Origin of the sequence: Agrobacterium tumefaciens, from assembly GCF_013318015.2 — a bacterium.
Lineage (GTDB): Bacteria > Pseudomonadota > Alphaproteobacteria > Rhizobiales > Rhizobiaceae > Agrobacterium > Agrobacterium tumefaciens.
In genome coordinates this window covers 2,781,987-2,804,325 of the sequence record NZ_CP115841.1, presented here as the reverse complement: position 1 = coordinate 2,804,325, position 22,339 = coordinate 2,781,987, and the positions used below count along the sequence as shown (strand labels likewise).

General features: G+C 58.4%; 22 protein-coding genes. 6 read left to right on the top strand and 16 right to left on the bottom strand.

From position 1 onward, the window contains the following. Window positions 1–772 precede the first annotated feature (772 nt). From rpsT to mutM, 3 genes are all read right to left on the bottom strand, one after another. A complete protein-coding gene (gene rpsT / locus G6L97_RS13650) occupies window positions 773–1,039 on the bottom strand; it encodes a 30S ribosomal protein S20 (RefSeq protein WP_003493474.1) in 267 nt (88 codons plus the stop codon). Between the two features lie 194 nt (window positions 1,040–1,233). Next, a complete protein-coding gene (locus tag G6L97_RS13645; protein WP_162686710.1) occupies window positions 1,234–2,007 on the bottom strand; it encodes an enoyl-CoA hydratase in 774 nt (257 codons plus the stop codon). 31 nt (window positions 2,008–2,038) lie between these two features. Then, window positions 2,039–2,941, bottom strand: coding sequence for a bifunctional DNA-formamidopyrimidine glycosylase/DNA-(apurinic or apyrimidinic site) lyase (gene mutM / locus G6L97_RS13640; RefSeq protein WP_111782858.1), 903 nt, complete (start codon window positions 2,939–2,941; stop codon window positions 2,039–2,041). Window positions 2,942–3,084: 143 nt separating this feature from the next. Here mutM and ubiE point away from each other — a divergent pair, with 143 nt between their 5' ends. The 3 genes from ubiE (at window position 3,085) to G6L97_RS13625 (ending at window position 6,551) form a co-directional block, all read left to right on the top strand. Continuing rightward, window positions 3,085–3,861, top strand: a complete 777-nt coding sequence (gene ubiE, locus G6L97_RS13635) for a bifunctional demethylmenaquinone methyltransferase/2-methoxy-6-polyprenyl-1,4-benzoquinol methylase UbiE (protein WP_174002577.1) — start codon at window positions 3,085–3,087, stop codon at window positions 3,859–3,861. A gap of 36 nt (window positions 3,862–3,897) precedes the next feature. After that, a complete protein-coding gene (ubiB, locus tag G6L97_RS13630; RefSeq protein WP_111782859.1) occupies window positions 3,898–5,472 on the top strand; it encodes a 2-polyprenylphenol 6-hydroxylase in 1,575 nt (524 codons plus the stop codon). Between the two features lie 164 nt (window positions 5,473–5,636). Beyond that, entirely contained in the window at window positions 5,637–6,551 is a 915-nt protein-coding gene (locus tag G6L97_RS13625; RefSeq protein WP_111782947.1) for a sterol desaturase family protein, read from the top strand. Window positions 6,552–6,574: 23 nt separating this feature from the next. Here G6L97_RS13625 and G6L97_RS13620 read toward each other — a convergent pair whose 3' ends face one another. The 3 genes from G6L97_RS13620 to G6L97_RS13610 all read right to left on the bottom strand — a co-directional run bounded on the left by G6L97_RS13620 (window position 6,575) and on the right by G6L97_RS13610 (window position 9,790). Then, entirely contained in the window at window positions 6,575–6,934 is a 360-nt protein-coding gene (locus G6L97_RS13620; RefSeq protein WP_111782860.1) for an MmcQ/YjbR family DNA-binding protein, read from the bottom strand. Further along, window positions 6,931–8,136 carry a bifunctional phosphopantothenoylcysteine decarboxylase/phosphopantothenate--cysteine ligase CoaBC gene (gene coaBC / locus G6L97_RS13615; RefSeq protein WP_111782861.1) on the bottom strand — a complete coding sequence of 402 codons (1,206 nt, stop codon included), beginning with the start codon at window positions 8,134–8,136 and terminating at the stop codon, window positions 6,931–6,933. The genes G6L97_RS13620 and coaBC overlap by 4 nt, the downstream gene beginning before the upstream one ends. 70 nt (window positions 8,137–8,206) lie before the next feature. Beyond that, window positions 8,207–9,790: a peptide chain release factor 3 gene (locus G6L97_RS13610; protein ID WP_003514729.1), complete on the bottom strand. Its 1,584-nt coding sequence runs from the start codon at window positions 9,788–9,790 to the stop codon at window positions 8,207–8,209. A gap of 90 nt (window positions 9,791–9,880) precedes the next feature. On the opposite strand from G6L97_RS13610, the gene dut reads away from it, so the two are divergent. The 3 genes from dut to cysK all read left to right on the top strand — a co-directional run bounded on the left by dut (window position 9,881) and on the right by cysK (window position 12,170). Further along, window positions 9,881–10,351 (top strand): dUTP diphosphatase, encoded by a 471-nt coding sequence (gene dut / locus G6L97_RS13605; protein WP_065688385.1) that lies wholly within the window; start codon window positions 9,881–9,883, stop codon window positions 10,349–10,351. Between the two features lie 76 nt (window positions 10,352–10,427). Continuing rightward, the gene (locus tag G6L97_RS13600; RefSeq protein WP_111782862.1) at window positions 10,428–11,045 is read left to right on the top strand and encodes a LysE family translocator; all 618 of its coding nucleotides are present in this window, start codon (window positions 10,428–10,430) and stop codon (window positions 11,043–11,045) included. Window positions 11,046–11,201: 156 nt separating this feature from the next. Next, window positions 11,202–12,170, top strand: coding sequence for a cysteine synthase A (cysK, locus tag G6L97_RS13595; RefSeq protein ID WP_003514725.1), 969 nt, complete (start codon window positions 11,202–11,204; stop codon window positions 12,168–12,170). A 116-nt stretch (window positions 12,171–12,286) separates the two neighbouring features. Here the strand turns inward: cysK and G6L97_RS13590 are convergent, their stop codons facing one another. From G6L97_RS13590 to rsmI, 10 genes are all read right to left on the bottom strand, one after another. Beyond that, complete coding sequence (locus G6L97_RS13590; RefSeq protein WP_003514723.1) at window positions 12,287–13,819, bottom strand: YifB family Mg chelatase-like AAA ATPase; 1,533 nt, start codon at window positions 13,817–13,819, stop codon at window positions 12,287–12,289. A 185-nt stretch (window positions 13,820–14,004) separates the two neighbouring features. After that, on the bottom strand, window positions 14,005–14,964 hold the full coding sequence (gene gshB, locus G6L97_RS13585) for a glutathione synthase (RefSeq protein WP_003514721.1): 960 nt from the start codon (window positions 14,962–14,964) through the stop codon (window positions 14,005–14,007). Between the two features lie 244 nt (window positions 14,965–15,208). Next, the gene (locus G6L97_RS13580) at window positions 15,209–15,721 is read right to left on the bottom strand and encodes a cupin domain-containing protein (RefSeq protein WP_013635353.1); all 513 of its coding nucleotides are present in this window, start codon (window positions 15,719–15,721) and stop codon (window positions 15,209–15,211) included. A gap of 110 nt (window positions 15,722–15,831) precedes the next feature. After that, complete coding sequence (locus G6L97_RS13575) at window positions 15,832–16,932, bottom strand: sn-glycerol-3-phosphate import ATP-binding protein UgpC (RefSeq protein WP_111782863.1); 1,101 nt, start codon at window positions 16,930–16,932, stop codon at window positions 15,832–15,834. A gap of 11 nt (window positions 16,933–16,943) precedes the next feature. Next, complete coding sequence (ugpE, locus tag G6L97_RS13570; RefSeq protein ID WP_003514715.1) at window positions 16,944–17,786, bottom strand: sn-glycerol-3-phosphate ABC transporter permease UgpE; 843 nt, start codon at window positions 17,784–17,786, stop codon at window positions 16,944–16,946. Between the two features lie 11 nt (window positions 17,787–17,797). Beyond that, entirely contained in the window at window positions 17,798–18,772 is a 975-nt protein-coding gene (locus G6L97_RS13565; RefSeq protein WP_174002575.1) for an ABC transporter permease, read from the bottom strand. Window positions 18,773–18,856: 84 nt separating this feature from the next. Continuing rightward, window positions 18,857–20,155: an extracellular solute-binding protein gene (locus G6L97_RS13560; RefSeq protein ID WP_065661451.1), complete on the bottom strand. Its 1,299-nt coding sequence runs from the start codon at window positions 20,153–20,155 to the stop codon at window positions 18,857–18,859. Between the two features lie 133 nt (window positions 20,156–20,288). Then, window positions 20,289–20,849, bottom strand: coding sequence for a sugar O-acetyltransferase (locus G6L97_RS13555; protein WP_111782865.1), 561 nt, complete (start codon window positions 20,847–20,849; stop codon window positions 20,289–20,291). 11 nt (window positions 20,850–20,860) lie between these two features. Beyond that, on the bottom strand, window positions 20,861–21,229 hold the full coding sequence (locus tag G6L97_RS13550) for a YraN family protein (protein WP_003514708.1): 369 nt from the start codon (window positions 21,227–21,229) through the stop codon (window positions 20,861–20,863). Then, window positions 21,219–22,160, bottom strand: a complete 942-nt coding sequence (gene rsmI, locus G6L97_RS13545) for a 16S rRNA (cytidine(1402)-2'-O)-methyltransferase (protein ID WP_003514706.1) — start codon at window positions 22,158–22,160, stop codon at window positions 21,219–21,221. The genes G6L97_RS13550 and rsmI overlap by 11 nt, the downstream gene beginning before the upstream one ends. Window positions 22,161–22,339: the final 179 nt, after the last annotated feature.

Here is a 22,339-nt window from a genome sequence, read left to right as displayed (position 1 = left end):
ATTGCCGCCTTTCAAATTGCCAATCATAGCCTGACGATCAAAAAACGATCGCCAGAGATCCCCCTCGTATTATTTCCCGCCTCCAGCACTCCCCTCGAAAGAGCGTCAAAGACTACTACTTGTTTGCGAGCCGGTTATCCCATTTCCCTCCCCTTCATGGAGAGGCCTGCGACACGCTAAAAACGCTCCTTTCGCTACAACTGTAAGGCGCATTCTTAAGGACAAAAAGCTCCAGCCCGTTCCGAGACCGAAACGGCACAAAAAGCTCAATGACCTGAGAAAACGGACCTCGAAAGGCCCGCCAGCAAGAAGGTGAATATCGTCGATACGATCATCGAGATAATCTGTGGACTGAGATCCGCACCCCTTGTTGAAATGCATTTAGGCAGGATCGTGGGGAGAGATCAATGGCGTTTTTTCTGCAAAAACTCAGATCGACCATTGACTCGCAATGGTCGTTTTGCATCACCGGCAAGGTCCGAAGCAGAATCGCTTATGAATCAATGAGATTCAATTTTGGCATTTTTCGATAGCCCGTTTTGGCAAAAAAATAAAAATCTTCTTGACTCAAAACTGGCTGCGACTTCCGTAGAGAAAGCTTCCCATTTTTCGGGAGACCTCCGGCAATCCATTGTTTTTATTCAGTTTTTCTTGTCGCTCATCTGACACGCGTTTGTCACGTTACGGCAGGAATGATTAACGTAGGGTTAGAATCACAAAAAGCCCGGTCAAAAGACCAGGCTTTTTGAATAGTTAATTGTGATTAGCCGGATTAGGCGGAAAGAGCCTTAACGCGCTGGGCAAGACGCGACACCTTACGGGATGCCGTGTTGCCATGCAGAACGCCACGCGTCGCTGCGCGCTGGATCTCAGGCTGAGCTGCCTTCAGAGCTTCGGTGGCTACTGCCAGATCGCCCGAAGCGATAGCTTCCTCGACCTTGCGGATGAAGCCGCGAACGCGCGAACGGCGAGCCTTGTTGACTGCGGTACGGCGAGCGATCTTGCGGGTCGCCTTTTTCGCCGAAGTTGTATTGGCCATGTATGCCTCTCTTCGAATTCAAACCAAATTCCGCAACCATAGGATCGGGTCGTTCGAAGACCTCACTTAACCCAAGAATGCGGGAGTAATTTCGGACAAGCCGGATGGCTTTCCTTAACCGTGGGCGGGCATATACCGCTAAAGCGTACGCCCGTCAACGCGCAAATGGCGGAAAACGCCGATATTCCGAATCCTTAGCGATTCCGGAAAGCGGGTTTGCGCTTTTCAACGAAGGCCGCCATGCCCTCCTTCTGATCCGCTGTTGCAAAGAGCGACTGAAAGGATCGCCTTTCATATCTCAGCCCTTCCGAAAGAGGAACCTCGAAGGAGCGATTGACGCTTTCCTTGGCCATGAGAACGGAAGCGCGAGACAGCGAGGCGATGCGCGTGGCGGCATCCACCGCCTCATCCATGAGATTCGCCGCTGGGACGATCCGCGAAACGAGGCCGGCGCGCTCTGCCTCGGCTGCATCCATCATGCGGCCGGTCAGAATCAGATCCATGGCCTTCGCCTTGCCCACCGCCCGCGTCAGCCGCTGCGAGCCGCCCATGCCAGGAATGACGCCAAGCGTGATTTCCGGCTGACCGAATTTCGCCGTGTCCGAAGCGATGATGAAATCGCACATCATTGCCAGCTCACACCCGCCGCCCAGCGCAAAGCCGGAGACTGCGGCAATGACCGGCTTGCGGGTCGATGCGACCTCGTCCCAGCCGCCGAGAAAGTCGCCGACATAGGCATCGACAAAATCCAGCCCCTGCATTTCTTTGATGTCCGCGCCGGCGGCAAATGCCTTTTCCGACCCCGTTATAATGATCGCGCCGATGGAATCGTCAGCAGAGAACGAGGAGAGAATGTGCCGAAGTTCCTTCAGAAGCACCGAATTGAGGGCGTTGAGCGCCTTGGGCCGGTTTAGCGTGATCACGCCCACCTCGTCGCGCTTCTCGACCAGTATCGTTTCATAATCCACGGCAGTCTCCCTCGCCATTATTCCGCCTCAGCTACTTCTGGCAGGCCGCGCAATAAAAGGTCGAACGACCGGCCTGCACTATCCTTTCAACCGTACCCCCGCAGCCGGGTGTACGGCAAGGCTGGCCTTCCTGATCGTAGACTGAAAAGGAATGCTGGAAATAGCCGAGCGTTCCGTCCGTCTGTATATGGTCGCGCAGGGAAGAGCCGCCGGCGGCGATTGCGTCCGCGATCACGTCCCGGATCTTCTCCGTGAGATTGATGAGCTGCGGCTTCGGCTCTCCGGTTTTGGTCACCAGCGTTCCCGCCGCCCGCAAAGGCGAGAGATGGGCACGCCACAGCGCCTCACAGACATAGATATTGCCAAGGCCCGCAATGACCTTCTGGTCCAGCAGCGTGCTTTTTAACGGCTGGCTTTTACCCTGGAACCGGCTCGCGAGATAATCCGCGCTCAGCGCGTTGCCGGTCGGTTCCGGTCCCAACTCCGCAAAAGCGGGGTAGAGGTCGAGCTTGTTGCGCTCCACCAGATGCATGAAGCCGAAGCGGCGCGGGTCATTATAGATGACGCAGATGCGCTCTTCGCCCTTATCCAGATGAAAGACGACATGATCGTGCTTGCCGTCCTTCGAGCGGGCATAATGAAACGCGCCGGGCGCGTTCCTATTTCCCGCCTCATCCGCCGCCGCCTCGATACGGAACGAGCCGGACATTCCAAGATGGGCAACGATCGTCAGCCCGTCTTCCAGCTCTATCAAGAGATACTTCGCCCTGCGCCCGAGCGATATGATCGTCCTGCCCTCGATCAGGCCCGCGAAGTCCTCCGGGAACGGAAAGCGCAGATCGGGACGGCCAAGATGGAGCTTGCGGATTCTTGCCCCTTCCATGGTGGGCGCGAGGCCGCGTCTAACGGTTTCGACTTCTGGCAATTCTGGCATCTGGCTTATCCGGCAGTTTATCGTTAGGACCATGTGGTCTATACAATGCACGCGAAATGTCGCGCCCAGGCGATGCGGCAACAGATAGCGTCGCCATGGCGTTTCCGCTATGGTCCGCCACGCAATTAATATGGAGACAGACGATGACCGACGCCCGTACCACTGCCCAAGGCGGCATGGAAACGTCCTATGGCTTTCACAAAGTGGACGAAGGCAAAAAGCAGGGGCTGGTCAACGATGTCTTCCACAAGGTGGCCAAGCGCTACGACATTATGAACGACGTGATGTCGGCCGGCCTGCACCGGCTGTGGAAGGACGCCATGGTGTCCTCGCTTTCACCGCGCAAGGACGCCTCTTTTAAGGTGCTTGACGTAGCTGGTGGCACCGGCGATATCGCCTTCCGCATCGTGGAAGCCTCCAACCGTCTGGCGCATGCCACGGTTCTCGATATCAACGCCTCGATGCTTGCCGTTGGCGAGGAGCGCGCGGCAAAACGAAAGCTCTCCGACAATCTGACCTTCGTTGAAGCAAATGCCGAGGAGCTGCCCTTCGAGGCGAATACCTTCGACGCCTATACGGTCGCCTTCGGCATTCGCAACGTACCGCGCATCGACGTTGCGCTGAAAGAAGCCTACCGCGTGCTGAAACGTGGCGGGCGACTGCTGGTGCTGGAATTTTCCGAAGTGGAAATGCCGCTACTCGACCGCGTCTATGATGCATGGTCGTTCAACGCCATTCCGCAATTCGGCAAGATGATCACCGGGGATGCCGAGCCCTATCAATATCTGGTCGAGTCTATCCGCAAATTCCCCAATCAGGAGGATTTCGCGACGATGATCCGTACCGCCGGCTTTTCGCGCGTGACCTATACAAATTACACCGGCGGTATCGCCGCCCTGCATTCCGGCTGGAAGCTTTAAGACCATGCCCGGCAAAAGCAGGAGACAAGCATAAGCATGAGCACTTTGGGCGCATATTTCCGCCTCGCAAGGGTTGGCTGGGTTCTCGTGCGCGAAGGCGTCGTGCTGGCCTTGCCATCCGATGACCTTCCTGCCTCCGCGCAAGTGATGAAGGCATTGCTGAAGCCATTCGCCCGCAGCAAGGCCAAGCGGGCGCAGCGTAGCGACCGGCTAGCGGTAGCTGTCGAGCGGCTTGGCCCGTCCTATGTGAAGATGGGACAGTTTCTGGCCACAAGGCCGGATGTGGTCGGCGCCGACTTCGCCGACGATCTTGCGAGCCTGCAGGACCGCATGGCATTTTTCCCCGCAGCCGCGGCCAAGGCTAATATTGAAGGTTCGCTCGGGCGTTCTGTTTCGGAACTCTACAGGGAATTTGGCGATCCGATCGCCGCCGCTTCCATCGCCCAGGTTCACCCGGCGATAGTGGATACGCCGAAAGGGCCGCGCAAGGTCGCCGTCAAGGTCATTCGCCCCGGCGTTCGCCAGCGCTTCCAGAACGATCTGGAGGCGATGTATCTGATCGCCGACCTGCAACAGCGTTTCGTCCGCTCTGCCCGCCGCCTGCGGCCGGTGGAAGTCACTCGCACGCTGGAACAGACAACCAAGATCGAGATGGATCTGCGGCTTGAGGCCGCCGCCCTTTCCGAACTTGCCGAAAATACCAAAGAAGACCCCGGATTCCGCGTTCCGGAGGTAGATTGGGAACGCACCGGCCGCGATGTCGTCACCATGGAATGGATCGACGGCGTCAAGATGTCGGATATTGAGGGGCTGAAGGCTGCCGGCCACGATCTGAACAAGCTGGCTGATACCCTCATCCAGTCCTTCCTGCGGCACACGTTGCGCGACGGCTTTTTCCATGCCGACATGCACCCCGGCAATCTCTTTGTCGATCCGCAGGGCATGATCGTAGCCGTGGATATGGGCATTGCCGGGCGGCTGGGCAAAAAAGAACGCAGGTTCCTTGCCGAAATCCTCTACGGCTTCATCACCCGCGATTACATGCGCGTCGCGGAGGTGCATTTCGAGGCCGGTTATGTGCCGGGCCATCACGATAAAGCCAGCTTTGCGCAGGCGATCCGCGCCATCGGCGAACCGATCCACGGCCAGCCGGCCGAGACGATCTCCATGGGCAAGTTGCTGACGCTGCTGTTCGAAGTTACCGAGCTCTTCGACATGGAAACACGCCCGGAACTGGTGATGCTGCAAAAGACCATGGTGGTGGTGGAAGGTGTATCCCGCATGCTCAATCCGCGTTTCAACATGTGGAAAGCGGCCGATCCGGTCGTCAGCGGCTGGATAAGAGACAATCTTGGCCCGAAACGCATTGTCACCGATCTGAAGGACGGCGTGAAGGCGGCTCTCAAGCTTGCGGAAGCGGCACCCGAGATCGCTACCAAGACGGAGAAGCTGCATTCCGACCTGGTGTATATGAGCGAGAACGGCCTGCGTTTCGACGCCCAGACCGCGGAAGCGATCGGCAAGGCGGAAGCGCGCCACACCAAATGGGGCCGGGCGGCGCTCTGGGTGATTGCGCTGACGCTTCTCTATATCGCGATCAGGATCAGCTAAACGATATTCAAACTCGGCGCTCACGCCGGTGCGGCACACTTTCGAACCGAAAAATCGCCGGTCTTCCAGTTCGATAGATGCGTACCATGCTGCTGCAACAAATCGAGGATAATGACCTGATCTTGGTTGAAAGTTAAATGATTGCCGGACGGGAATTGAGATTGATGGCAAAAAATGAAGCCGTAAAACGGGTCCTTACCTATTGCTCGTGGCCCATGGTGTTTTTTCTCGGTCTTACCGGGGCTTATTTCGCTTTTTCGAGTGAGCATCCAATCACCACATTCCTCGCCGTCTACGCGGGCGCGGTGGCCAGCCTGTTTCTTCTTGAGCGTTACATTCCCCATGAGACGGAATGGCTTCAGTCTGATGGTGAAACCGTCAACAATATCGCCCACACGCTCTTGACCAAGGGGCTTGTTCAGCTTGCTGCCATGGCAGCGGTGCTCTTTCCAATGCTGACCGCCATTTTTCTGCAACCTTTGGCGGCCATGAAATTCGACCTGTGGCCTTCTCAGTTGCCGATGGTTGTTCAGGTCACGCTCGCCCTGATGATCGCTGAATTCGGTCTCTACTGGGCGCACCGTATCGCCCATGAAACGGTGTTCTTCTGGCGTTTCCACGCGCTTCATCACAGCGTTGTCCGCCTTTGGGTCGTCAATACGGGCCGTTTTCATGTGGCCGACTCGCTGTTCAAGATCGCGCTCAGCCAGATTCCGCTTTATCTCATGGGCGCGCCGTTGCAGGTGTTTTGGTGGCTCGCGGCTGTGACCGCCTTCATCGGCATTCTGACCCATTGCAATGTGGATATGAAAACCGGGCCTCTGGACTACGTGTTCAGCACGCCCCGGCTGCACCGTTGGCACCACTCCAAAGAGCTGCCGGAGGGAAATACCAATTATGGCGAGAACCTTGTCATTTTCGACCAGTTGTTCGGCAGCTATTTCAATCCCGATCGCCCTTCCTCGACCAACATCGGCATCAAGGGAGAAATCGCAAAGGGCTTTCTGCCACAGCTTTTTCAGCCTTTCACTAAAGAAGGGGTTCGCCAGATCATCGGGCGAAACACGAAAGAGAATTGAGGGGATTGGCGGTAATGCCGCCTTCAGGCCGGGAGAATTCCCAGTTCGACCCGCAGCTTCTTCGTCAGCCCTGCAGCAACGAGTTCATAGGAGCGGCGGACATAGTGTTCCAGCTCCTCTTGCTCCAGCGGTGAATGATCGGAGATCGATATCCATTTGCGCTTGGCGAAATAAGGTGCCTGGTGGACGCCTTCCAGCGAGGTGAGGATTTCGAAGCTTTCCTCCGAACATTTCACCACAAGCCGCCAGTCGTCACGCTCACCCAAAACTGAAAAGACCTTGTCTCCGACCTTGGCAACGTGGGAATCCCACTGATCGACGAAACGGACGCCCGGCCATTCTCCGAGCAACCTGTCGAATGTCTTGCGATCGAAAAGGCTCATGCGAGTTTCTCCGCGATAAGGGCCGCCAGACATTTGGCGACTTCGGCCTTGTCCATATCAGGCCAGGCCTCGATACCCTCATTCGAAATGATCTTCACGCTGTTGCGGTCTCCGCCCATGATGCCGGTTTCCGCCGAAACATCATTGGCAACGATATAATCCGCGCCCTTGCGCTCCAGTTTGGCTCGGCCGTTTTTCTCCACATCCTGCGTCTCGGCGGCGAAACCCACCACCAGCTTCGGGCGCTTTTCGTGGTGGCCGACGGTTTTGAGAATATCGGGGTTTTCCATAAGTTGCAGCGCAGGCGGGGCATCGCCCGGCTGCTTTTTGATCTTCTGCTCCGAAGAACCCGCCACCCGCCAGTCGGCGACAGCGGCAACCATGACGGCGATATCCACTGGCAGCCTTGAAATCACCGCATCGCGCATCTCCTCGGCACGCTCGACATGGACCGTTGCAACGCCCGCCGGATCGGCAATCGTGACGGGACCCGAGACCAGCGTTACCTCCGCACCCAATTCCGCAAGCGCAGCTGCGATGGCATGGCCCTGTTTGCCGGAGGAGCGGTTGGCGATGTAACGCACCGGATCGATCGGCTCATGGGTGGGGCCGGAGGTAACGATTGCCGTTCTGCCTTTTAAAGGCTTCAGCCCGCCATCCAGCAAAGCCTCAACGCCTTGAACGATCTGCAAAGGCTCCGCCATACGACCAAGACCGGCCTCGCCCTTTTCCGCCATTTCGCCTGCCATAGGGCCGATGAAAAACACGCCGTCTTTTTTCAGCGTTTCGACATTGCGCACCGTTGGCTTTGCCGACCACATTTTCGGGTTCATGGCAGGCGCGACCAGCACCTTCCGATCGGTCGCCAGAAGGATCGTGGAGGCAAGATCATCAGCCAGACCATTCGCCATCTTCGCCATCAGATCAGCGGTGGCGGGCGCGACCAGCACGAGGTCGCATTCGCGTGCGAGCCGGATATGCCCGACATCCTGCTCGTCCTGCCTCGAAAAAAGCTCGGTGAAGACGTGGGTGGCGGACAGTGCGCCAACAGCAAGCGGAGTGACGAATTCCTGTGCGCCCTTCGTCATGACTGGCGTCACCTTGGCGCCGCGCTCTTTCAGACGGCGGATGAGGTCGAGGCTCTTATAGGCCGCGATGCCGCCGGAGATGATGAGGAGAATATGTTTGCCTGAAAGCGTCATGATGCCGGACCAGTTTCCCGTTTAACCGGGAAACTAAGCCCTTGGCATTCAAAGTGCAATCCGGCTGATATCACGCCGCCTTGGCAACGTGATATTCCTTGATCGCTACCATCTTGATCGCCGGAAACCGCTCGGATTCATACCGCAGCGAGAAGGCATCCTGCGCCAGAAACACCGGATCGCCATCCAGATCGCGGGCGATATCGCCGCGCTTGACGTTGAGGAACTTGTCCATTTCCGCCGGCTGATCGGACGAGATCCAGCGGCAGACGGAAAAGCGAGACATTTCAAACGAGACCGGCAGGCCATATTCGCCCATCAGCCGTTCCTTCAACACATCGAGCTGCAGCGCGCCGACAACGCCGACGATGGCGGGCGAGCCGTCTTCTGGTGAAAAGAGCTGCACGACACCTTCTTCCGCCATCTGCTGCAAAGCTTCCTTCAGCTTCTTCGCCTTCATCGCGTCTTCCAAGCGCACGCGGCGCAGGATTTCCGGCGAGAAGTTCGGCACGCCCTGGAATACGAGGTTTTCACCTTCGGTCAGCGTATCACCGATGCGCAGCGTGCCGTGGTTGGGAATGCCGACCACATCGCCCGCAAAGGCCGTATCGGCCAGCTGGCGCTGTGACGCGAAGAAGAATTGCGGTGCGGTCAGCCCCATGAGCTTGCCGGTGCGCGACAGCCGCGCCTTCATGCCGCGCTCCAGCTTGCCGGAGCAGATGCGGGCAAACGCGATGCGGTCGCGATGGTTGGGATCCATATTGGCCTGAATCTTGAACACGAAGGCCGTCATCTTGTCTTCCGCCGCATGCACGGTGCGGGTATCCGCCACCTGATCGCGCGGCGGCGGGGCGAAATCACCCAGCGCATTGATGAGGTCGCGCACACCGAAATTGCGCAGCGCCGAACCGAAGAATACCGGCGTCATGTGACCTTCCAGGAACGCCTGACGGTCGAAGGGGCGGCAGGCTTCCAGAGCCAGTTCCGTTTCCTCGATAAAGACCTTGCGCTCATTTTCCGGCAGACGATCGGCGACAGCCTGAGGGCCGTTGACCGAAAGGCCATCCACCTGCGTGTCGTTGCCACGAAAGGTGTTTTCAGCAAGATTGTAAGCGCCACAGAAGCTCTTCGCCCGGCCGACCGGCCAGGTGATCGGCGCGGTATCGAGCGCCAGCTTTTCCTCGACCTCGTCCAGAATCTCGAAGGGATCGCGGCTTTCGCGGTCCATCTTGTTGATGAAGGTGATGATCGGAATATCGCGCATGCGGCAAACTTCGAAAAGCTTCAGCGTGCGCGGCTCGATACCCTTGGCGGCATCGATGACCATGATCGCCGCATCCACCGCCGTCAGCGTGCGGTAGGTGTCATCGGCAAAGTCTTCGTGGCCGGGCGTATCGAGGATGTTGAAGACGCGGTCGTTATATTCGAAGGTCATGACCGAAGTGACGACCGAAATGCCGCGCTCGCGCTCGATCTTCATCCAGTCCGAACGGGTCTGGATGCGATCCTTCTTCGCCTTCACCTCGCCGGCAAGCTGGATCGCTCCGCCGAACAGCAGCAGTTTTTCCGTAAGCGTGGTCTTACCCGCGTCCGGGTGCGCAATAATAGCAAAGGTGCGGCGGCGGGAGACCGCCTCGGCAAGTGTTTCGGCCATCTGACAAATCCTGTGGAATTGCGGGGTATCTAGCGTTTCAGGCCCGCATTTGCAATTGACCTTGCCGCGATCTCGGCAAACTAATGCCGCATGACCGTTCAAAATGATAATCGCCCCCTCCTCCGGCTTGTGCGTCTCGCCAATGGCGCAGACCTCGAATTGCCTTCCTATGAAACCCGTGGCGCCGCCGGAATGGACCTGCGCGCCGCAGTGCCGGCCGATGAACCGCTCACTTTGCAGCCGGGCGAACGGGCGCTGGTGCCGACCGGTTTCGTCTTCGAGGTTCCGCAAGGCTATGAGGCGCAAATCCGTCCGCGCTCCGGCCTCGCCATCAAGAACGGCATCACCTGCCTCAATTCCCCCGGCACGGTGGACAGCGACTATCGCGGCGAAGTGAAGGTCATTCTCGCCAATCTGGGGCAGGCCGATTTTGTCATCGAGCGCGGCATGCGCATCGCACAGATGGTGATTGCACCAGTTACGCAGGTGGCAGTCAGCGAAGTGACCGAAACATCCGAGACGGCACGCGGTGCCGGTGGTTTCGGCTCCACGGGGCTTTGACCAGCCCCCTTTATGGGCGATTGTTTTCACCCCTGATTTTCGCTATTGATCTGGCGGATTTTCGGGGAAAATGACCATGACGCTGACGACCCTTCTTGCCTATTCCACCGCACTCTTCATCGCCGCTGCCATCCCTGGCCCCGGCATGACGGCGATCGTGGCGCGGGCGCTTGGATCGGGGTTTCGGGAAACCTTCTTCATGGGCCTCGGGCTGGTGCTGGGCGACATGATCTACCTGACCGGCGTGATCCTCGGCCTCGCCTTCGTGGCGCAGACTTTTCAGGAGGCCTTCATGGTCCTGAAGTTTGCCGGCGCAGCCTATCTTCTCTATATCGCATGGAAGCTCTGGACCGCCGGCCTCTTGCCACAGGACCTGAAGGCGAAAAAAAGCACCAGCATTCCCATGTCGTTTCTGTCCGGCCTGCTGATCACGCTGGGTAATCCAAAAACCATGCTGTTTTATGTGGCGCTGGTGCCGACGCTGATCGACATCCGCATGATCGGCCCATCGGAATATGCGACACTTCTGGCGCTGACCTTCGTCGTATTGATGGCCGTTCTCCTGCCTTACATCCTGCTTGCTGCCAAGGCGCGCAACCTCCTGAAACGGCCAAGTGCGTTGACGATCCTCAACCGCACCGCGGCGGGAATTCTGGCGGGAACGGCGACCATGATCGCGATCCGCAGCACCTGAAACGATTTCGTGCATTTGCCTGATTTATCGTGAATTTTTTCCGGTAATCAGACGATATTAGGACGAACGTTCGCTGGCCTGACAAGACTATTGCTCCTATTCTGCCGCTGAAATCTTGCGGCCACACATCGTGTAGCCTTCATACAGGAGAGCATCATGCCCGAAGCCAGAAAGCCCGGACGCGGACGCGTCTATTCCTCCATCACCGAAACAATCGGCGATACGCCGATCGTGCGGCTGGACAAGCTGGCGAGGGAAAAGGGCGTGAAGGCCAATCTTCTCGCCAAGCTGGAGTTCTTCAACCCCATCGCCTCCGTGAAAGACCGCATTGGCGTTGCCATGATTGAAGCGCTGGAAGCCCAGGGCAAGATCACCCCCGGCAAAACGACGCTGGTTGAGCCGACCTCCGGCAACACGGGCATTGCGCTAGCCTTTGCCGCCGCCGCCAAGGGTTACAAGCTGATCTTGACCATGCCGGAAACGATGTCGGTCGAACGCCGGAAAATGCTGGCCTTGCTGGGTGCGGAACTGGTGTTGACTGAAGGCCCGAAGGGCATGAAGGGCGCCATCGCCAAGGCACAGGAACTGGCCGAAACCCTGCCAGACGCGATTATTCCCCAGCAGTTCGAAAACCCCGCAAACCCGGATATTCATCGCAAGACGACAGCGGAAGAAATCTGGAACGACACCGAGGGTGCTGTCGATATTTTTGTTTCGGGCATCGGTACGGGTGGCACTATCACCGGTACGGGCCAGGTGCTGAAATCCCGCAAGCCGGAGGTGAAGGTCATTGCCGTCGAGCCAGCCGACAGCCCGGTTCTTTCCGGTGGCAACCCCGGTCCGCACAAGATCCAGGGCATCGGCGCCGGTTTTGCACCCGCGATCCTCGACACTGGAATCTATGACGAAATCGTCACCGTGACCAATGACGACGCTTTTGAAATCGCCCGTCTGGTGGCGAAGCTGGAAGGCGTACCCGTCGGCATCTCCTCGGGCGCGGCACTCGCAGCGGCGATCAAGGTCGGCGCACGTGAGGAAAATGCCGGCAAGAATATCGTCGTCATCATTCCCTCCTTCGCGGAACGTTACCTTTCGACCGCCCTTTTCGAAGGGCTTGGGCTTTAAGCCGTTCCTCTTCGGTCAGGCCGCAAACGCGCGCCTGACCGCAATGACCGATTGTGCCGCCGGCCATCCGCCAGCGGCACAATTGTTTTAGCCGATAAAGGGCGAAGGAAGGCCGCTTATGCCGCCGCCGTCAGTCTTTCACCGGCAATGCGGTATGAAATGGCTTCGGCCACATGTATACGTCCGACAGTTTGTTTGCCGTCCAAATCAGCCAATGTGCGGGCTACCTTGAGAATGCGATGATAACCGCGTGCGGAGAACTTCAACTGTTCGGCAGCATCGCGCAGCAACTGCAGCCCGGAAGCATCGGGCTCCGCATATTTTTCGATCAGCGTTGTCGTGCAGCGAGCGTTGGTGCGAATGCCTGAAGAGCCCGCCGCCGCATAACGCTCCTGCTGCGCAAGGCGGGCGCGAGCGACACGGGCGGCCACCACCGAACTCGGTTCGGCAGTCATGGGACGGATGAGGTCAGTGGCGGAGACGGCGGGAACGTCGATGCGAATATCGATGCGATCCATCAGCGGGCCGGAAATGCGGGCCTGATAATCTGTCATGCAACGTGGCCCTCTGGCGCAAGTGAAACCCGGCTCCCCCGCTCTGCCGCACCGGCAGGGGTTCATCGCAGCGACAAGCTGGATTTCCGCCGGATAAGTGACGCGGTGATTGGCACGGGCAACGATGCATTCGCCCGTTTCCAGCGGCTGGCGCAGCGCATCCAGCACCTGAGGCGCAAATTCCGGGAACTCATCGAGGAAAAGAACGCCGTGGTGGGCAAGTGAAGCCTCACCCGGCTTGGCACGCAGCCCTCCGCCGATAAGCGCGGCCATGGTGGCGGAATGGTGTGGCGTGCGAAACGGTCTGCGGTCCGACAGCTTGCCGCCGGACAATTGGCCGGCGATGGAGTGGACCATGGACACTTCCAGCAATTCCGCAGCCTCGAGCGGTGGCAGAATTGAGGGCAAGCGCGCGGCGAGCATGGATTTACCGGAGCCGGGCGGGCCAACCATCAGCAGATTATGGCCACCGGCAGCTGCCACTTCCAACGCGCGCCGGGCCGTCTCCTGCCCCTTGATATCGGCCAGATCCGGCAAATTGACCGGATTGGCGCGGATGGCGGGCATCGGGCGGGAGAGAAGCTGGGTGCCGCGAAAATGGTTGGCAAGCGCAATAAGGCTGCGTGGGGCGAGAATATCGATGCCAGCCCCGGCCCAGGCTGCTTCCGGCCCGCTATCAGCCGGGCAAATCAAACCCTTCCCGAGCGCATTGGCACCGATGGCCGCGGGCAGAGCGCCCGAAACCGTGCCGATGGTGCCATCGAGATTGAGTTCGCCGAGAACCACATATTGCCCGAGCGCTTCCGCCGGGATCGCTCCCAACGCGGCCATGAGACCCAAAGCGATCGGAAGATCGAAATGCGATCCTTCCTTGGGCAAATCCGCAGGCGCAAGATTGACCGTGACTTTTTTTGCCGGCAGCGCCAGACCGGAGGCGTGGAGCGCGGCCTGCACCCGCTCCCGGCTTTCCGCCACCGCCTTGTCCGGCAGGCCGACGATCTGGATGCCGACCTTTCCGGGTGCGACCATCACCTGCACCTCGACCGGCACACCCTCTATTCCCTGAAATGCAACCGTATTGACCCGCGCCACCATGGCCTGCCCCCGCAAACCGGCCACAACATCAAAGCATTATGCCCCGATGGCGGCCACTCTCAAGTAACCTGCCACAGAGCAAAGAATAAAACAAGAACATTAAGCGAACAATTTCGCGCGCACGGTGTATTTCAGTTGTATAGAGTTGTGCACGCGGAACAAACGCAGGTGGCGAGGAAATTGCCTCAGAAATCCTGTGCTTCGCGCTTTTTCTCGATCGCATCCCACAACAGGCTTGCCACATCGGCACCGCCGAATTTCTGCACTTCACGAATGCCTGTCGGTGAGGTGACGTTGATTTCCGTGAGGTAATCGCCGATCACATCGATGCCAACGAACAGGAAACCGCGCTCGCGCAGGGCGGGGCCGATGCGGCGGCAGATTTCCTTCTCACGCGCGGTGAGTTCCGTTGGCTCCGGGCGGCCGCCGGCATGCATGTTGGAGCGGGCATCATTTTCCGCCGGCACGCGATTGATCGCGCCCACGGGCTCGCCATCCACCAGAAGGATACGCTTGTCGCCCTTGCGAACATCCGGCAAGTATTCCTGGGCGATATAGGGTTCGCGGAACATCTGGCCGAACATTTCCAGCAGCGATGAGAAATTGCGGTCGTCCCGCGCGGAATGGAAGACGCCTGCACCACCATTGCCATAAAGCGGCTTGAGGATGATATCGCCCATTTCATTGCGGAAGCGGGCGATTTCAGAGACATCCTTGGTGATCAGCGTCTTCGGCATCAGATCGGCGAATTCGGTGACGAAAATCTTTTCCGGCGAGTTGCGGACCCAGGCGGGATCGTTGACAACAAGCGTTTTGGGATGAATGCGCTCGAGCAAATGGGTCGAGGTGATGTAGGCCATGTCGAATGGCGGATCCTGTCGCAGATGAATGACATCCATGGTCGAGAGATCGACCCGCTCCGGCTCCGAGAGCGAAAAATGGTCGCCCTTGATATCGCGCAGTTCCATCTGTTCGACGGTCGCGTAGATCTTGCCATCGCGCATGGAGAGGCGTTCGGGGGTATAGTGAAACAGCCGGTATCCACGTGCCTGCGCCTCAAGGCTCATGGCGAAGGTGGAGTCGCCGGCGATATTGATGCCGGAGACATGATCCATCTGGATCGCGACGTTCTTGATCTTCGCCATGCGCATCTTCCTCTTGCAGCATGCGGACGCTTCGCGGTTCCGCCGTGCCCATTGCCTCGTCTGTTCGCGATTCCCCGCAGGACCGGAAGAGACCCGGAAATGCTTCAGAAAACCCTGAAGATGTAGGGCAGCGACCATTCAAACGCAACTGCTGCGAGGGGTGCTTTTTGTGAGTTTTATTGAACCTTCACAATTCCGCAGGTGGCGCTGCGCAGAGCTCCACCTGCCGGAGTGTTTTACCAGTTCAGGCCGCCAGCTTGTAGGAACGACCGGCAAACAGCTTGTTCTTGACCCGGTAGGCCAGAGCCAGCGCCGTGGGGAAAGGGCGGCGCATGAAGGCAACCTTGCGGACATACTCATCCACCCGCCAGGTGGCCCATGTTCCCGCGCGGAAATAAGCGACGTCACCCACCCGCAGGATACTGACTGTGCCGTCTTCCGCCGTCACATGCACCTCACCCTCAAGGATATAGACGGTCTCGTCCCAACCGAAGAACCAGCGGAACTCGCCCGCCGTACAATCCCACATGGCTGTGCTGGAGGCGCGGTCTCCGCTTCTGGAATGATCCGCCGCACGCGCCTGAGGATCACCGGAAATTATCCAGTCGGGGTTGATGGGGGCCGGCTGCAGCCGCAAATCGGTGCAGGACGCGCTAACCACGCTCTCGTCTTTTGCCCGGCGCAAAGAGGCCGGCAATATCGGCACCGTGCGGATGGCCATGGTGGCAGCCGCCGCGAACATCATCTTTAAAGGCATATTAGAAAACCCCCGTGAAATATTGGAGATCTTCTATCATCGGGATCGTAACGAAGCGGTTTTGACAATCGGCGCAATTTTAGTCATCGCGCCGATTTCTTATCGTCCACTCAGGCCGTTGCCAACTGCACGGGCTGCGCCACACCCTGTTCCGCCTTGCTCGCTATGCGCTTGCCGGTCTCGCTGGAGAAGAAGTGCAGCTTGTCCGGAGATATGGCGACCGACAAGGTAGCCGGAATCTCGACCTCCGGCGAAAACGCCACAGTCAGGTTCTGGTCGCCGATCATGCCGTGGATAAGACGCTGCGAGCCGAGTTCCTCGATATACTCGACGCGTAGCGAAAAACCGGGCTCACCTGCCGCCGCCAGGCGGAAATCTTCCGCCCGCATGCCCACAGTAACCGGGCCGGAGGTGGGGGCGAAACCGTTGAGTGCGATCAGCGACGGCCCGACGGCAAGGCTATCCCCATGCAACTCGCCGTTCAGCAGGTTCATGGCGGGAGAGCCGATGAAGCTTGCGACAAAGGTGGAAGCGGGGGTGTGATAGACCTCAAGCGGTGCGCCGATCTGTTCGATGCGGCCGCCGTTCAGCACCACCAGACGATCTGCCAGCGTCATGGCTTCCAGCTGATCGTGCGTGACGTAGATCGAAGTGGTGCCGAGGCGCTTTTGCAGGCGCTTGATCTCGCCGCGCATGGAAACGCGCAGTTTGGCATCAAGGTTGGACAGGGGCTCATCAAACAGGAAGGCCGCCGGTTTGCGCACGATGGCGCGGCCCATGGCGACTCGCTGACGCTGGCCGCCGGAAAGGGCGCGCGGCTTGCGCTCCAGATAGGGTTCGAGCTGCAGCATGCGGGCGGCCTCGGCCACGCGCGCATCGATCTCCGCCTTCGGCGTCTTGCGGTTCTTCAACCCGTATTCCAGGTTCTGGCGCACCGACATATGCGGATAGAGCGCATAGTTCTGGAACACCATGGCGATATCCCGGTCAGCCGGATCTACCTGGTTGACCACCCGGTCACCGATCTTCACCGTGCCTTCGGAAATATCCTCAAGTCCGGCCACCATACGCAGGAGCGTGGACTTGCCGCAGCCGGAAGGACCGACGAGAACAATGAACTCGCCGTCCCTGATGTCGATATCGACGTGATGCACGGCACGCACGCCGCCGTGATAATCCTTGCAGACCTGACTGATTTCTATCGCGGCCATTTTCGGTTTCCTTATTTGTCGCTTTCCGTCAGGCCCTTGATGAACCAGCGCTGGAAGATCACGACGATCATCACAGGCGGCAGCATGGCCAGAACGGCAAGCGCGAAAGCTTCGTTGTAATCGGGGATTTGCGAACCGACCCAGACTTGCAGGATCGACTTGATGCCGCGCATCAGGGTGAAGAAACTCTCGTCCGTGGTCATCAGCATGGGCCAGAGGTACTGGTTCCAGCCGTAAACGAACATGATGATGAAGATCGCCGCCATCATGGTACGGGAAAGCGGGATGATCACATCAATGAAGAACTTGACCGGGCCCGCACCGTCGATGCGAGCGGCTTCCAGCAATTCTTCAGGAATGGATTTGAAGAACTGCCGGAAATAGAAAGTGCCCGTCGCAGACGCCAGAAGCGGCACGATCAGACCGGTGTAGGAGTTCAAGAGGCCGAGTTTGCTCATCACCTCATAGGACGGCATGATGCGTACTTCGAGCGGCAGAAGCAGGGTGGTGAAGATGATCCAGAAGGCAAGCGTTGCAAACCGGAACCGGAAATAGACGATCGCATAGGCTGCCATCATCGACAGGACGATCTTGCCGACGGCAAAACCGATGCCGAGGATCAGCGAGTTGAGCACCATGTTGAGACCGGTGATCTGCCCGGTGAAGCCGCCCTTCTGCGTCAGGACCTTTTCATAGGTCCCGACGAAATTGTCGCCCGGAACGAGTGTCAGGCCGCTGCGGTGGATTTCCGCCGCCGTATGAGTGGACGTCATGAATGCCACGACGACAGGCAATATCAGGAAGAGTGCGCCGATGATCAGCACCAGATGGTCGAGGGGTTTTGTCTTGTACATTGTCTTTTCCCTCAATTGTAATGGATGCGTTTTTCGATGAAGCGGAACTGGATGATGGTCAGAACGAAGACGACCAGCATCAGGATGACGGACTGGGCAGAAGAACCGCCGATGTCATTGCCGCGGAAACCGTCGAGAAAGACCTTGTAGACCAGCGTAATCGGATTGTTGGCGGCCTTGTCCTTCACCATCACGTCGATAATGCCGAACGTATCGAACAGCGAATAGGTGATGTTGATGATCAGCAGGAAGAAGGCAGTCGGTGCCAGAAGCGGCATGATGACCGTCCAGAACCGGCGCACGCCCGATCGGCAATCGATGGCGGCAGCCTCGCGCACGGCGACGGATACGCCCTGCAATCCGGACAGGAAGAAAATGAAATTATAAGGGATCTGCTTCCAGACCGCGACGGCAATCATGGCGAAGGCGGTATCGAAGTAGTTGAGGCCAACCTTCATATCCCAGCCCAAAAACGCGGCCATCTTGACGAAAGGCCCGATATGCTGGTCGAAAAACATCATGCCGATGAGACCCGCAACCGGCGGCGCGATGGCGTAAACGGAGATCAGCAACGTCTTGTAGGCGGAACTGCCGCGAACGACCGCATCGGCCTTGACCGCAAGCAAAAGACCGAGCGCCAGCGAAAAGAAAGTAACGAGCACGGTGAAGACAACCGTGAATTTGGCGATGTTTAGATATTCCGGATTGAAGATGGCATCGGAATAATTGGCGAAGCCCACGAACGTTGCACCGAACCCGAAAGGGTCTTCGATAAAGAACGACGATTGCACGGCCTGGACGGAGGGCCAGTAGAAGAAGATGAAAATCACCGCCAGTTGCGGCGCCAGAAACAGATAGGGCACGTAGGACGAGGAGAACTGCACGCGCTTCATGCTGGCTTCTGCGGCCTTCGCCGTTTTTCCGGTTTTTGCAGACCGGCCGGATAGAAACCGGGCCAGACGCGGTTGAGACGATGTATAGGCCACGCTTGCGCCTCCTTAATCCAAGAGCGAGCCTCCTTTCCGGCGGAAAGGAGGCTCGACAACTATCGTTGGTTTCAAAAAGGGAGATCAGCCAGCCGTTTTAGCGAAACGGGCGAGAAGATCGTTGCCTTCCTTTTCGATGATGTCGAAGGCGTCCTTCGGCGTTACTTCGCCGGAGAAGATGCGGTTGTATTCGCGTTCCATGATGGAGCGGATCTGCGGGTAGAAACCGAGGCGGTAGCCCTTGGACCATTCGCCTGCAGGCAGCGACAGCTGCTGGATACCGACTTCGGCGGCAGGCTTTTCCTTGTAGAAGCCTTCAGCCTTGGCCTTTTCGTAAGCAGCCGTGGTGATAGCGACGTAACCGGTAGCCTTGTGGTAGAAGACCTGGATTTCCGGCGAAGTCAGGAACTGGAAGAAGTCAGCGACGCACTTGTTTTCGGCTTCAGACTTGCCCGACATTGCAAAGAGGGCAGCGCCGCCGATGAAGGAGTTGGTGCCAGCGCCCTTGATGGAGCCCCAGTAGGGAAGGAAGGTTGCCGAGAACGGCATGGACGCCGTCTTCTGCAGTCCACCGAACGAACCCGAGGAACCGATCCAGAGGGCAACCTTGCCTTCTTCGAAGGGCTTCTGGTTGTCGTTCCAGCCGGCGCCGTAGTAGGCGAACAGACCCTTGTCTTTCCAGTCCTTCAGCTTGTCGAACATCATGACGAGGTTCGGATCGGTGACCTTCAGCTTGGTGTCGGTGACGCTGTCGTAACCATTGTTGTTGGTTGCGAACTGGATGTTGTTGCGGGAGAAGAAGTTTTCCGTGAACTGCCAGGTGAGCTGCGACTGGACGAGCGGGATGTAACCGGCTTCCTTCAGCTTCGGTGCGACCTTTTCAAAATCTTCCCAGGTCTTCGGAGCTTCGACGCCGGCCTTCTTCAGGGCTTCGTCGTTGACATACATGATCGGCGCGGAAGTGTTGAAAGGCATGCCGACGAACTTGCCGTCAGCGGCAGCGTAGAAATAGCGGACGCCGTTGATGAAGGCTTCGCGGTCGAACTTGTAACCGGCCTTGTTGATGAGGTCTTCCGCAGGAATGACAGCGCCCTTGGCGTTGATGATGGTGGCAGCGCCAGCATCGAAAACCTGGAGAATGTTCGGCTGTTCGCCCGAACGGAAAGCAGCGATGCCGCTTGCAAGCGCTTCTTCGTATGAGCCCTTGGAAACCGGCGTCAGAGCGCATTCTTTCTGGGCTTCGTTGAACTTCTGCGAAACTTCGTTGATGACTTCGCCGTTACGGCCGCCCATGCCGTGCCACCAGGTGATGTTGGTCGCAGCCATGGAAGACGTTGCCGAAATGCTGACCGCCACTGCGGCCATGGAAATCTTCTTCAACATTACTAAATCCTCTCCACCATTTATTGGGATGAGGATGCGAATAGAGACGTTCCGTGACGCCTCTTTAACGGTTTTATGTCAGATTTATTACAGTCCCTGCGATAGGGACTCCATTCTTCCAGAAACGGATGTCTCAAGCGTCCTTGCGCTTTATCGGGCGAGCCGGATTTCCGACCACCGTCGTCCCGGCCAAGACATCCCGCGTCACCACCGAACCGGCCCCAACAATCGCGCCATCGCCAATGGTGATGCCGGCCAGAAGGATCGCGCCGCCGCCGATCCAGACATCGCGACCGATCGTGACCGGCTTTGCGATTTCAATGCCTTGCGAACGCGCAACCGGGTCCAGGTGATGTTCGGCGCAATAGATCTGCACGGCCGGCCCCAACATCGCGCCATCGCCAATCCGCACGGGCGCAGAATCTAGAATGACGCAGCCGGTATTGAGATAGACGTTCGCACCCAACGTAATGTTGAAGCCGTAAGCGCAATGAAACGGTGCTTCGATAAAGGCTCCTTCCGCAACGGAGGCAAAGAGCGCCCGCAGCAAAGGCGACATGGCCTCACGCTCATCCGGCGGCGCGGTGTTGTGCTGGTGAACGGCACGGCGGGCGCGGGCACGCAGCACGTCCAGTTCGGCATCCATGCAACAATACCATTCGCCCGCAGCCATTTTTTCCCGCTCAGTGGACATTGCCTCCCCCCTCAAAAAGCGTCGATGAAATGCTGCGGCAGGCGTCGTGGCAGGACTGCGACGATATCGAAACGCAACGAAAACCGCGCGGCATCCTTGCGGCGGGAGAGCCAAATATCGGCAGCCGCCCGAATGCGTTGTTGCGAACGGAAGCCGACCGCATCGACAGCCCCGGCACCGGAAGGCCGCGCCTTGACCTCGACGATGGCGACGACATCCTTCTTGCGGGCAATGAGATCGATTTCCCCTAGTCGGGTTCGATAACGAATGGCGAGGATGCGGTATCCCCGAAACAGCAGATAGAGTGCTGCCCAGTATTCCGCAGCGTGGCCGCGTCGCTCGGCCTTTCGTCTCTTGTTCGTTTGCCCGTCAGCGGCCATCCGCATCCTTCATATCCAGCAGCCGTTGATAAAGCTCCTTGCGCGGCAGGCCCGTCAGCTTTGCCGCCTCGGCTGCGGCCCTCGCGGCAGGCATGGTTGTGACGAGATCCTTCAGGAGTCTCTCGACATCCTCGATATCGGGAATTTCGTCATAAGAGGGCGGCTCTATCAGGAGCACGATCTCGCCCTTCACCACACGGTCCTCGTCGTAATATTCCGCAAGCTCGCCCAGCGTGCCACGCCGGAACTCCTCGAAAGTCTTGGTCAGCTCACGGCACACCACAGCGCGGCGATCGCGGCCAAGGACTTCCGATGCCACCTTTACGGAGGTTCCAATGCGGCGTGGCGATTCAAAAAACATGAGGGTGGCCGGAATTTTCGCAAGCTCGGCAAAACGGTCGCGCTTGCCGCGATCCTTTACGGGCAGAAAGCCCGCGAACAGAAAGGCGTCACTCGGCATGCCAGAACCGACAAGGGCAGCAAGCGGCGCCGACGCTCCCGGCACCGGCACGACGCGATGACCGGCCTCCAGCGCGAGCTGACCAAGGCGATAACCGGGATCGGAGACGAGTGGCGTTCCGGCATCCGACACCAGCGCCACGGATTTTCCGGCCTCCAAAGCGGCGATGAGTTTTGGTCCCGCTTCCTGCGCATTATGCTCGTGATAGGAGAGCGGACGTGTGCGGATACCGTAACGCTCAAGCAAAATGCGGGTGACGCGGGTATCCTCGCAGGCTAGGACGTCGGCCGAAGCCAGCGTTTCCAGCGCCCGGATGGTGATGTCGCCGAGATTGCCGATGGGGGTGGCCACGAGATAGAGCGCCGGCTCCAACGGCCGCGCCGGAATAGTGGCCGTGCCGATCCTGAAGCTCTTGGTCGCCTGTCCGGCGTCGCTGTTCGATATTTCTTCCGTCACACGGCTTCCAATCATTCTGGCCGATCATTCCCGGCCGGTCGCTCCAGTTTTACCCCTTTATGGGCAATAGAAAACCGGCGAACAAGGTCCACGGGCGGTCACAGGCTGTGGATCATGCTGTATAGCAGCAAAATGACCGGCGGCAGATGCACTCGGCTCTTGCATTTTCTGCAATAACTCTGCCATTTTGCCCG